Raw genomic sequence first — 11,718 nt, forward strand, 5'->3', positions numbered from 1 at the left:
ACGACGACCCCCCCGCCGACCGGGACCAGCCGGCCGCCCCCCGCCCCACCGTCCCCCACCAGGCCACGGCGCCCGAGCCCCGGCATCCTTCCCTCACCCCCGAGGAAGCCCGCGCCATCGCCTCCTGGGACCGCGACCTCGACGCCCTCACCGGAGAACTCCTGCGCACCCGGCAGAGCGTCACGGACGTCCCCCTGCCGACGACCCTGACCGCCTCACAACTGCTGCGCCTGGCCGCCGACCCCGACGGATTCGCCCAGGAGCTCGCACGCCCCATGCCACGCCCCCCTCAGCCTGCCGCGCGCCGGGGCACGCGCTTCCACGCCTGGGTGGAAACCCGCTTCGAAGAGTTGACGCTCCCCCTGCTGGAACCGGACGAGCTGCCCGGCCAGGACGCGGAGATCGCCGACGAACGCGACCTAGAGGCCCTCAAGGAGGCCTTCCAGCGCACGGAATACGCCCACCGCACCCCCCACCGCGTCGAGGCCCCCTTCCAGCTCACCCTCGCCGGCCGCGTCGTACGGGGCCGCATCGACGCCGTCTACAGGAACGACGACGGCGAGAGAACCACGTACGAGATCGTCGACTGGAAGACCAACCGGGACCGCACCGCCGACCCGCTCCAGCTCGCGCTGTACCGGCTGGCCTGGGCCGAGCAGCAGGGCATCCCCGTGGAATCCGTCACAGCGGCGTTCCTCTACGTGCGCACCGGCGACGTCGTACGGCCCGAGAACCTGCCGGACCGCGCCGCACTGGAACGCTTGTTGACGCACGAGGAGGCCGCCACCACCGACGACATGTGACGTGTCACGCAGGTAAACCCTGCGCAACCGCCCGGCCAGGATGTCGGCGCGGGCGGATAGGCTCGTGACCATGAGCCAGACCCCGGACAGCGCCGTCCGCACGTACATCGAGCGCCATCGCGCCGCCTTCCTCGACGACCTCGCCGAGTGGCTGCGCATCCCGTCGGTGTCGGCCCAGCCCGACCACGCGCCCGATGTACAGCGCAGCGCCGACTGGCTCGCCGCGAAGCTCAAGGAGACCGGCTTCCCCACCGCCGAGGTCTGGCAGACCCCCGGCGCGCCCGCCGTCTACGCCGAGTGGCCCTCCGGCGACCCCGGGGCCCCCACCGTCCTGGTCTACGGCCACCACGACGTGCAGCCCGCCGCCCGCGAGGACGGCTGGGACAGCGACCCCTTCGAACCCGTCGTGCGCGGCAACCGCCTCTACGCCCGCGGGGCGGCCGACGACAAGGGCCAGGTCTTCTTCCACACCCTCGGCGTCCGCGCCCACCTCGCCGCCACCGGCCGCGCCACCCCGGCCGTCAACCTCAAGCTGCTGATCGAGGGCGAGGAGGAATCCAGCTCCCCGCACTTCCGCGCCCTCGTCGAGGAACACGCCGAGCGGCTCGCCGCCGACGCCGTGATCGTCTCCGACACCGGCATGTGGTCCGAGGACACCCCCACCGTGTGCACCGGCATGCGCGGCCTCGCCGAATGCGAGATCCGGCTGTCCGGCCCCGACCAGGACATCCACTCCGGCTCCTTCGGCGGCGCCGTGCCCAACCCGGCCACCGCGGCCGCCCGCCTCGTCGCCGCCCTGCACGACGAGCACGCACGCGTGGCGATCCCCGGCTTCTACGACGGCATCGTCGAACTCACCGACCGGGAGCGCGTACTCTTCGCCGAGCTGCCCTTCGACGAGGATCAGTGGCTGCGCACCGCGAAGTCCCACGCCACCCACGGCGAAGCGGGGCACAGCACCCTGGAGCGCATCTGGGCCCGCCCCACCGCCGAGGTCAACGGCATCGGCGGCGGATACCAGGGCCCCGGCAGCAAGACGATCGTCCCGTCCTCGGCCTTCGTGAAGCTGTCGTTCCGGCTCGTCGCGGGCCAGGACCCCGACCACGTGGAGAAGGCCGTCCGCGCCTGGGCCGACGAACAGATCCCCGCGGGCATCCGGTACGAGATCACGTTCAGCCCGGCCACCCGCCCCTGCCTCACCCCACTGGACCACCCCGCCCTGCAGTCCGTCGTGCGCGCCATGGGCCGCGCCTTCGAAGGACCCGTCCGCTACACCCGTGAAGGCGGCTCCGGACCGGCCGCGGACCTCCAGGAGGTCCTCGACGCCCCCGTGCTCTTCCTGGGCATCTCCGTCCCCTCCGACGGCTGGCACGCCCCCAACGAGAAGGTCGAGCTCGACCTGCTCCTCAAAGGCGTCGAGACCACCGCGTACCTCTGGGGCGACCTCGCCGAGACCTGGCGCCATGCGCCCTGACCACTCCCGCCCGGTCCGGAGCGACATCGCGTGCGGGGCACACTGGAAAGACCGCCCCGCCCCGCGACACCGCCCCGCACCCGGTCGCCCCCTGCTGTACGTCCCGCTGAACCGCCCGCCGAAACAACCGTTCCACCGGGGGAGTTGGAAGCACCCGTGACCACCTGGACCGACCAGAACGCCGACCGGCCGATCTCGCTCACCGCACCGAGCGGCATCGACCGAGCCGCCCACCACCGGCTCGACGAGGCCTGGCTCGCCGCCGCGTGGAGTCACCCCACGACGCGTTGCTTCGTCGTCTCCGGCGGCCAGGTCCTCATCGACGAGACACCCGACGGCCGGACCGAACTCGTCATGACCCCCTCGTTCGAAGCGCCCCTCACCGAGGCACACCGCTACTTCCTGGGCACCGACACGGACGGCGTCAGCTACTTCGCCCTCCAGAAGGACGCCCTGCCCGGCCGTATCGACCAGTCCGCCCGCCCGGCCGGCTTGCGCGAGGCAGGCCTGCTGCTGTCACCGCGCGACGCCGGCCTCATGGTCCACGCGGTCGGCCTGGAGAACTGGCAGCGCACCCACCGTTTCTGCTCCCGTTGCGGCGAGCGCACCGTCATCGCGGCAGCCGGCCACATCCGCCGCTGCCCCGCCTGCGGCGCCGAACACTACCCGCGCACCGACCCGGCCGTGATCATGGCCGTCACCGACGAGGAGGACCGCATCCTCCTCGGCCGCCAGGTCCACTGGCCCGAGGGCCGCTTCTCCACACTCGCCGGCTTCGTCGAGCCCGGCGAATCCATCGAGCAGGCGGTGCGCCGCGAGGTCCACGAGGAAGCCGGCATCTCCGTCGGCCAGGTCGAGTACGTCGCCAGCCAGCCCTGGCCGTTCCCCTCCAGCCTCATGCTCGGCTTCATGGCCCGCGCCACCAGCACCGACATCGACGTCGACGGCGACGAGATCCACGAGGCCCGCTGGTTCTCCCGCGACGAGCTGGGCGCCGCCTTCGACTCCGGCGAGGTGCTCCCGCCGTACGGCATCTCGATCGCGGCCCGCCTCATCGAACTGTGGTACGGCAAGCCCCTGCCGACCCGCAGCTTCCTCTGACAACGACGAGGGGGTGGCCGTCCCGCACCGGGACGACCACCCCCTCGTCGATCACGGGGTCAGACGCTGATCTTCTGCTTCACCTGCGCCAGCGACGGATTCGTCAGCGTCGAGCCGTCCGCGAAGAGCACCGTCGGGACCGTCTGGTTTCCGCCATTCGCCTTCTCCACGAACGCGGCCGACTCCGGGTCCTGCTCGATGTTGATCTCGGTGTACGCGATGCCCTCGCGGTCCATCTGGCTCTTCAGCCGACGGCAGTAGCCACACCACGTGGTGCTGTACATCGTCACAGTGCCCTGCATGTCGCTCGCGCTCCTCTGGCAGCTCGGTGAAGGTCGTCCAGCTGAGGAACGCACGCGACCGGCCCACCATTCCCGACCCACCCGCACGGACCGACGTGACCCCCGCCGCATTAATACGACCGCAGGGCCCGCCTGTGGACAACCGACTCGGCCGTCTCCGGCGACCTGGCAGCATGGCTGTGTGACAGCAGCAACGCACTCCACCCTCTTCCCGCAGGTACCGGACTCGGCCGACGCGGTGCTCGAAGGGCTCGACCCCGAGCAGCGCGAGGTGGCCACCGCCCTGCACGGCCCGGTGTGCGTCCTCGCCGGAGCCGGCACCGGCAAGACCCGGGCGATCACCCACCGCATCGCCTACGGCGTCCGCGCCGGCATCCTGCAACCCTCCAGCGTGCTCGCCGTCACCTTCACCAACCGCGCCGCCGGAGAGATGCGCGGCCGACTGCGCCAGCTCGGCGCACACGGCGTGCAGGCCCGCACCTTCCACTCAGCCGCCCTGCGCCAGCTTCAGTACTTCTGGCCGAAAGCGATCGGTGGCTCCCTGCCCCGGATCGTCGACCGCAAGATCCAACTCGTCGCCGACGCCGCCGCCGCCTGCCGGATCCGCCTCGACCGAGGCGAGCTGCGCGACGCGACCGCGGAAATCGAATGGTGCAAGGTCACCCAGACCGTCCCCGCCGACTACCCCCTCGCCGCCGCGAAAGCGGGCCGCGAAGCACCCCGCCACCCCGCCGAGATCGCCCAGCTCTACGCCGCCTACGAAGACCTCAAGCGCGAGCGCGCCGTCATCGACTTCGAGGACGTCCTGCTGCTGACCGTCGCCGTCCTCCAGGACCGACACGACATCGCCGAACAGGTCCGCGCCCAGTACCAGCACTTCGTCGTCGACGAATACCAGGACGTCAGCCCCCTCCAGCAACGGCTGCTGGAACTGTGGCTCGGCGACCGCGACGACCTGTGCGTGGTCGGCGACGCGAGCCAGACCATCTACTCCTTCACCGGAGCCACCCCAGACCACCTCCTCGACTTCCGCACCCGCCACCCCCGGGCCACGGTCGTGAAACTGGTCCGCGACTACCGCTCCACCCCCCAGGTCGTCCACCTCGCCAACGGCCTGCTCGCCCAGGCCCGCGGCCGCGCCGCCGACCACCGCCTGGAACTGGTCTCCCAGCGCGCCCCCGGCCCCGAACCCGTCTACACCGAGTACACCGACGAACCCGCCGAGGCGGAGGGCGCGGCCCACCGCATCCGAGAGCTCCTCGACGCCGGCGTCCCGGCCGCCGAGATCGCGATCCTCTTCCGCACCAACGCCCAGTCCGAGACCTACGAACAGGCCCTGGCCGACGCCGGCATCCCCTACCAGCTGCGCGGAGCCGAGCGGTTCTTCGACCGTCCCGAGGTCCGCAAGGCCGGCATCGCACTGCGCGGCGCCGCCCGCTTCGGCGGCAACGACACCCTGCTGGAAGACGCCGTCGACCTGCCCTCCCAGGTGCGGGCCGTCCTGTCCGGCGAGGGCTGGACCCCCCAGCCACCGGCCGGCTCCGGCGCCGTGAGAGAACGCTGGGAATCCCTCGCCGCCCTGGTCAACCTGGCCCACGACTTCTCCGCCGCCCGCCCCGGCGCGACCCTCGCCGACCTGGTCAGCGAACTCGACGAACGGGCCAACGCGCAGCACGCACCGACCGTGCAGGGCGTCACCCTCGCCTCCCTGCACTCCGCCAAGGGCCTGGAGTGGGACGTCGTCTTCCTCGTCGGCGTGGCCGAAGGCATGATGCCGATCACCTACGCCAAGACCGATGAACAGATCGAGGAGGAGCGCCGCCTCCTCTACGTCGGCGTCACCCGGGCGCGGGAACGCCTCCACGTCTCCTGGGCGCTCTGCCGCTCGCCCGGCGGCCGCCCGAACCGCCGCCCCAGCCGCTTCCTCGACGGCCTGCGCCCCGGCTCCGGCGCCACCGCCGCACGCGGCGGCGCGGGCGCCTCGGGCGGTGTGGAGCGCGGCTTCGGACGCACCACGTCCGGCGTGTCCGCCGCGCCGCGCCGCACCCAGCGGGTCCCCGCCCGCTGCCGGGTCTGCGGGCGCACCCTGACCGACGCCGGCGAGATGAAGCTGATGCGCTGCGAGGACTGCCCCTCCGACATGGACGAAGGGCTCTACGAGCGACTGCGGTCCTGGCGCGCGCTCCAGGCGCGACGCAACGGACAGCCCGCGTTCTGCGTCTTCACCGACAAGACGCTGATGGCGATCGCCGAGACCGTCCCCGAGGAGGCGGGCGAGCTCGCGCGGATCCCGGGCGTCGGCATGCGCAAGCTCAACCGCTACGGAACCGACATCCTGGCCATATGTGCAGGCCAGGACCTGGGAGGAGACGACGAGAACGACTGATCCCAACTCGTCGAAAAAATAGTTTGCGCATGCCCCAGCAATCCCCATAGGTTCTTAGGCACGAGAACAGAGGCCTTCTCGAAGGCCCTGATTCCGTGCTGTACTTACATATCCGTCGGACTGGGTTCACCCCCGGTCCCCCGAGACGCCGAGAGGAGGCGATTCCAGTGATCATCACCAACACCAGCTCCACCAGCCTCACCCGCACCGCCAAACTGACCGATCGCTCGATCGTCTCCACGTGCATGCTCGGCGCCTCGAACCTGGGCACCGGTCTGTCCGGCATCCGTGCCGATCTGCCGGCGTCCTCCTCCCTTGCCCCCGCGGGCCTTCCCGTCCGCGAGCGCAATGAGCGACCGACCAAGGCACTGGAAGCAGTAGCGGCGCAGGCGCAGGCCTATGCCTTTACGGCAGCCGGTGCCGGATTCCGGAAGCAGACGACGCAGCACCACCTGATGTGGGCCTTCCGTGGGCCAGAACCCTGGAGTGATCCAGCCTGATCGCCGATCAGGCCGGCGCCTTCAGGGCCGCGGAACCCCATCCGGGATCCGCGGCCCTTCTGTTTGTCCTCCAACAAGGATGACGGAGCGAAGGGGCCTCGGGACAACAAAAGACCCGGTACCAGCCGCCACCGGCCCAACAGGGCCGGACCGACCAGACGAGGAAGACGAACCGTGCAACTCGAAGCGCACGCCCCGTCCGTACCGCCTTCCGAAACGATCCCCCCGCCCGGCCCCACGGAGGACCCCACCTTGACCCCGCTCACCGCGCTCACCGCGCTCGACGACGCCATCGAGAACCTGGGCGTACCCGTCCCCTGCCGCTCCTACGACCCGGAGGTCTTCTTCGCCGAGTCGCCGGCGGACGTCGAGTACGCCAAGTCCCTCTGCCGCACCTGCCCGCTGATCGAGGCCTGCCTCGCCGGCGCCAAGGAGCGGCGCGAGCCCTGGGGCGTCTGGGGTGGCGAGCTGTTCGTCCAGGGCGTCGTCGTCGCCCGGAAGCGGCCGCGTGGCCGCCCGCGCAAGAACCCGGTCACGGCATGAACACCGCAGGAACGATCGACCGCCCCCTCACGCACGACCCCCAGAAGCAGGCCCCGATGAAGCCGTCCACCAGCGAGCCCGCAGGCTCCGCGACCGAAGACGTCACCACCACCGGCGCGATCGACTCGCGTCAGAACAGGAACCGCGAGATGCAACTCATCCCAGAAGCCCTGGCACGCGCGCATATGCGCGAGCGCCTGCACGAGGCCGAGCGGGAACGCCGGGCCGTGCGCCTGGCGTCCGCCCGCCGGATGCAGCGCCGGGCCGAGCGCGCCTCGATGCGCGCCCGCCGGGCGCTCGCCATGGCCGTGATGCAGTAACCCTTCCCACCTGAAGCGGTGGCCTCCCGGCCCGGGAGGCGAAGCTCTCCCCGCGGGGGCCGGTCCGTCCGAACGGACCGGCCCCCGCGGTGCGTTGCGCCCGCCCCCGCACTGTCAAGGGCCCGGCAGCGGCCGACTACGCCTCCGCCACCGACTCCTCCGCCTCAAGGTCCAGGCCGTCCTCCACCACGAACCCCGGGAGCCACTGCTCCAACTCCTCGCGCAACCGCACCGTCGCCCCCAGCTGGCACAGCACGCCGATCGTGCTCAGCGTCACCCGATGGATCAGGAGATAGGCCGGGGGCAGGTTGAGCTGCTTGCCCAGCTGGTGTGCGGGGGATCGGGGGTCGGCGATGCGCGCCGCTTGGCTGCGTATCCAGTCACGGGTGAACGTGAACTCCTCGACCCTGGCCGGCTCGATGATCGGCAGGAGGTAGTCCAGGACCGCCTCCGGGTCCAGCTCGATGGACTCCTTCACGAAGCCCTCGGCGCAGAGGAGTTCGTAGACGGCGACCGCCTCCCCGTCGAGCGTCATCCGCAGGGACTCGCCGATCGGCCCGGGCAGGCCGCCCGAAAGCCGGTCGACGGTGCCGAAGTCGAGCACCCCCAGTCGCCAGTCGTCCTCGCCGTCCGGGCCGCCCGGGAGCAGACGGAAGTTGCCGGGGTGCGGGTCCGCGTGCAGCAGACCGGTGCGGGCCGGGCCGGAGAAGAGGAAACGGGACAGCAGCTGGCCGGCGCGGTTCCGCTGCTCCGGGGTGCCGTCCGCGATCACCTCCGACAGGGGTATGCCGTCGATCCACTCGGTGATCAGCACCTGGTCGCACTGGTGGACCACCGCCGGCACCACGACGTCAGGGTCGCCGGCGAACTCCTCCGCGTGGGCCTGCTGCGCCGCGGCCTCCAGGCCGTAGTCCAGCTCCTCGGAGACCCGGTCCCGAAGCTCGGTGATCAAGGGCTTGACGTCCATGCCCGGGATGAGAGGGCCCAACAGTCGGGCGAACCGGCTGAGTTGGTTCAGGTCGGACAGCAGCGCCTCGCCCGCCCCGGGGTACTGGACCTTGACCGCGACCTCCCGGCCGTCGTGCCACACCGCCCGGTGCACCTGGCCGATCGAGGCCGCGGCGGCCGGCTTGTCGTCGAACTCAAGGAACAGCTCCGACCAGTCCTCGCCGAGGCGCTCCGTCAGCACGGCACGCACCGTGCGGGTCGGCATCGGGGGCGCCGCGTCCTGGAGTTTGGTGAGGGCCGCGCGATAGGGGCCGGCGATCTCCTCGGGCAGGGCCGACTCGAAGACGGACAGGGCCTGCCCGAACTTCATCGCACCGCCCTTGAGCTCACCGAGGACCTTGAACAGCTGCTCCGCCGTGCGCTGTTGCAGTTCGCGGCCGACGATCTCCGCGGACTCGCCGACGATCCGCTTGCCCAGGCCCCAGGTCGCCCTACCGGCGAAGCCGAGCGGCAGCGCGGCGAGCTTGGCGGTCCGGGTGACCGCCTTCCGGGGAAGATCAGACATGCGCCCTCCAAGTCCCAGCCAGCCGCGCCGCGTCCGCCGTACGGCCCAACTCCTTTGAATGTCGTTGCCCAGCCATTGTCGCGCGTGACGGCGGGTCCTCGGAGGTGTGTTCCCCCATACCTTGTTCTCCCTGTTCTTCCTTGCCCTTCTCCGCGGCCCCGCACGGGCACGCGGAGTGGGCCCACACCGGCCGGGCGTGCCACTGGAGGGCGGGCAGCGAGACCTCCCAGCGCGCCCCGGCGCTGGACGGGAGCCGGCCGCCGAGGAAGGTGAGCGCGTGGGCGGCCGCGAGTCCCGCGACGGTCGTGGCCAGCGTCAGGTCGCAGGCGCGGGCCTGGCGCCGCCTGCCCGAGGACCACTGGGCGACCAGACGCGGCCAGGTCGGGTCCCGGTCGGTGCGCTGCTGATGCAGACAGCCGGCACAGCCTGTCTCACCGGGCAGGACGAGCGGGCCGACGACACCGGTCGCCTCCACGACACCGGCGTAGAGGTGCGGTGTGCCGGAGGCGATCAGGTCCTCCGCCGCCGAGGGAGTGGGCGCGTGCACGGACACGTCGTCCCGCGGGGCGATGATCACCAAGGAGTGGCCGGGAGTCTCCGGCCGGGCCGCTGCCGTCGTGGTCCTGCGGGGCGGGCGGTCCGGCGCGGCCCGGCGGACGGCGCGACGGGCCGCCGCGTCCCGCCGCTCGCCGACCGCCTCCGCGGGCAGCCCGCCCGGCGCGACGTCCCCCGGTTCCACCTGTCCGCCGTCGCGCACGTCGACCTCGCCGACGCCCGCGCCCGACAGCAGCGAGGCCAGCACCGCGCCCACCCGGCCGGCGCCCCGCACCTGCACCCGCAGCCGACGCCGGGCGGCGAGGTGACCGATCGCCTCGCCCGGCTGCGACGTGGTCAGCGACAGGGAGGCGAGGTCGGGGCGCAGCCGCTCCAGGACCTCTGTCCGCTCCCGCAGCGCGTCGGCGTCCGGGCCGCCCCCGCGGGCGTCGTCGAGCAGACCCGCGCGCGCCAGCCGCTGCACCAGCTGGTCGACATGCCCGTCGGGCAGATCCATGCGGCGCCCTTCCTCACGCAGGAGCGCGAGCCCGCGGGTACCGTCCAGCAGCTCCAGGAAACTGCCGGTCGCGGTGTCCACCGGGCCGAGTGTCAGCGCGTGCGCCGGTGCCATCCCGAACTGCACGGTGTTGAGGTCACGCCAGCCACGCCGCAGCGCGGGCTTCACCATCGGATGCATCGAAGGCCCCGTCCGCCAGAAGACTCCCCGTACGCCGGCGGAGCGGGGGCATGGGGGCGACCTCGCTCCGCCGACGAGTGCCAGCATGCCCGGCGGTGCCGGGGGCTGCGGAAAGTTGTCCACAGGCGGGGGGATTCGTCGTACAAATCCGTCGTATGGGGTGCGGGTGGGGTGGGAGATCGAAACCCGACCGTTCCGGAGTCGGGACTTCGCGCAGGTGCAGCGGGTAACGTCGGGGCGTGTCCGCCGACCCCCTGCACCGTGCCGGAACGCCACAGCGCAGCACGACGAACCAGCCGCCCGGCGGTTCGCGGGCGAACGCGATCGAGGTCCGCAGGAGCGCCCGCCGACGACGGACGGTCTCCGCGTACCGCGAGGGCGATCGCACGGTGGTGCTCATCCCCGCCCGCATGTCCGAGGCCGAGGAGCGGCGCTGGGTGAGCGTCATGCTCGACAAACTGGCCGCGCAGGAGAGCAGGCGCGTGCCCGGGGACGCCGAGCTGGCGGAGCGCGCCGAGCGGCTGTCGGGCCAGTACTTCGACGGCCGTGCCAGGCCCAGGTCGGTGCGCTGGGTCACCAACCAGAACACGCGCTGGGGCTCGTGCACCCCGGCCGAGGGCAGCATCCGTCTGTCGCACCGGCTGAAGGGCATGCCGGAGTACGTCATCGACTACGTGCTCCTGCATGAGCTGGCGCATCTGCTCGTGCCCGGACACGGCCCGGACTTCTGGCGGCTGTTGGAGGCCTATCCGCGCACCGAACGCGCCCGCGGCTACCTGGAGGGCGTGGTCGCCGCCGACCGTCTGCCGCATCTGTCCACCACGCGCGGGGAGTGAGCAGGGCGGGCGTGGGGCGAGGGTTGTGTACCGGGTCTGTACCGACTTCGTCGGGTGTCGGAGTTTGCCGTTAGCCTGGCGCGACGCACTCACACTCGGGATGGGGGACGGTCGTTACGCATGCCCAGGGAATTCCAACGCGGCCACAAGGCCAGGATCAGTGACCTCACGGCGGGCACGGATCTGTACGTAGGTGTGCAGATCTCCGCTCCAGGTCTGACCTTCGACATCAGCTGCTTCGGTCTGGACGCGGACGAGCGGCTCTCCGACGACCGGTACTTCGTCTTCTTCAACCAGCCGAAGTCCCCGGAGGAGTCCATTCAGCTTCTGGGCGCCCAGGCGGGCGACACGGAGTCGTTCCGCGTCACCCTCGACCGGATCCCGGCGAACATCCAGAAGCTGTCCTTCACGGCGACCATCGACGGCGCCGGGCAGATGTCGCAGATCAACCCCGGGTACATCCGTATCGTCGCGGGCGGCGAGGAAGTGGCCCGGTACGCGTTCGACGGCTCGGAGTTCTCCACCGAGCGGGCCGTGATGCTGGGCGACTTCTACCTCAAGGACGTCTGGCGCTTCGCGGCCGTCGGGCAGGGCTTCGACGGTGGGCTGGAGGCGCTGCTGAAGAACTTCGGCGGCGAGGTCGCCGAGGAGGAGCCCGCCGCCGCGCAGCCGCCGCAGGCCGCCGCCGCCCCCGGTTTCGCCCCGCCGG

At 71.7% G+C, this 11,718-nt stretch carries 12 protein-coding genes; 9 read left to right on the plus strand and 3 right to left on the minus strand.

Going from position 1 to position 11,718, the window contains the following annotated elements; genetic code table 11:
* The 3 genes from ALMP_RS11005 to nudC all read left to right on the plus strand — a co-directional run.
* On the plus strand, positions 1 to 803 hold an 803-nt coding region (locus tag ALMP_RS11005; RefSeq protein ID WP_264926501.1), incomplete at its 5' end, for a PD-(D/E)XK nuclease family protein.
* 70 nt (positions 804 to 873) lie between these two features.
* Positions 874 to 2,277, plus strand: coding sequence for a dipeptidase (locus tag ALMP_RS11010; RefSeq protein WP_264926503.1), 1,404 nt, complete (start codon positions 874 to 876; stop codon positions 2,275 to 2,277).
* A 156-nt stretch (positions 2,278 to 2,433) separates the two neighbouring features.
* Entirely contained in the window at positions 2,434 to 3,378 is a 945-nt protein-coding gene (gene nudC, locus ALMP_RS11015) for an NAD(+) diphosphatase (RefSeq protein ID WP_264926505.1), read from the plus strand.
* Positions 3,379 to 3,437: 59 nt separating this feature from the next.
* Here the strand turns inward: nudC and ALMP_RS11020 are convergent, their stop codons facing one another.
* Positions 3,438 to 3,680, minus strand: a complete 243-nt coding sequence (locus tag ALMP_RS11020) for a mycoredoxin (protein WP_264926508.1) — start codon at positions 3,678 to 3,680, stop codon at positions 3,438 to 3,440.
* Between the two features lie 181 nt (positions 3,681 to 3,861).
* On the opposite strand from ALMP_RS11020, the gene ALMP_RS11025 reads away from it, so the two are divergent.
* The 4 genes from ALMP_RS11025 to ALMP_RS11040 all read left to right on the plus strand — a co-directional run bounded on the left by ALMP_RS11025 (position 3,862) and on the right by ALMP_RS11040 (position 7,429).
* Positions 3,862 to 6,066, plus strand: a complete 2,205-nt coding sequence (locus ALMP_RS11025) for an ATP-dependent DNA helicase UvrD2 (protein ID WP_264926510.1) — start codon at positions 3,862 to 3,864, stop codon at positions 6,064 to 6,066.
* A 170-nt stretch (positions 6,067 to 6,236) separates the two neighbouring features.
* Positions 6,237 to 6,566, plus strand: a complete 330-nt coding sequence (locus ALMP_RS11030; RefSeq protein WP_264926523.1) for a hypothetical protein — start codon at positions 6,237 to 6,239, stop codon at positions 6,564 to 6,566.
* 174 nt (positions 6,567 to 6,740) lie between these two features.
* Entirely contained in the window at positions 6,741 to 7,109 is a 369-nt protein-coding gene (locus tag ALMP_RS11035) for a WhiB family transcriptional regulator (RefSeq protein ID WP_264926512.1), read from the plus strand.
* Positions 7,106 to 7,429 carry a hypothetical protein gene (locus ALMP_RS11040; RefSeq protein WP_264926514.1) on the plus strand — a complete coding sequence of 108 codons (324 nt, stop codon included), beginning with the start codon at positions 7,106 to 7,108 and terminating at the stop codon, positions 7,427 to 7,429. The genes ALMP_RS11035 and ALMP_RS11040 overlap by 4 nt, the downstream gene beginning before the upstream one ends.
* Before the next feature lie 136 nt (positions 7,430 to 7,565).
* On the opposite strand, the gene ALMP_RS11045 is transcribed toward ALMP_RS11040, so the two are convergent.
* Positions 7,566 to 8,942, minus strand: a complete 1,377-nt coding sequence (locus ALMP_RS11045) for an AarF/ABC1/UbiB kinase family protein (protein WP_264926516.1) — start codon at positions 8,940 to 8,942, stop codon at positions 7,566 to 7,568.
* On the minus strand, positions 8,935 to 10,173 hold the full coding sequence (locus tag ALMP_RS11050; protein WP_264926518.1) for a TOMM precursor leader peptide-binding protein: 1,239 nt from the start codon (positions 10,171 to 10,173) through the stop codon (positions 8,935 to 8,937). The genes ALMP_RS11045 and ALMP_RS11050 overlap by 8 nt, the downstream gene beginning before the upstream one ends.
* Before the next feature lie 239 nt (positions 10,174 to 10,412).
* Here ALMP_RS11050 and ALMP_RS11055 point away from each other — a divergent pair, with 239 nt between their 5' ends.
* Both ALMP_RS11055 and ALMP_RS11060 read left to right on the plus strand, forming a co-directional pair.
* Complete coding sequence (locus tag ALMP_RS11055; protein WP_264926520.1) at positions 10,413 to 11,009, plus strand: M48 family metallopeptidase; 597 nt, start codon at positions 10,413 to 10,415, stop codon at positions 11,007 to 11,009.
* A gap of 120 nt (positions 11,010 to 11,129) precedes the next feature.
* Positions 11,130 to 11,718: TerD family protein (locus tag ALMP_RS11060; RefSeq protein WP_264926521.1), on the plus strand; the 589-nt coding region annotated here is incomplete at its 3' end.

Origin of the sequence: Streptomyces sp. A012304 (assembly GCF_026008495.1) — a bacterium.
Lineage (GTDB): Bacteria > Actinomycetota > Actinomycetes > Streptomycetales > Streptomycetaceae > Streptomyces.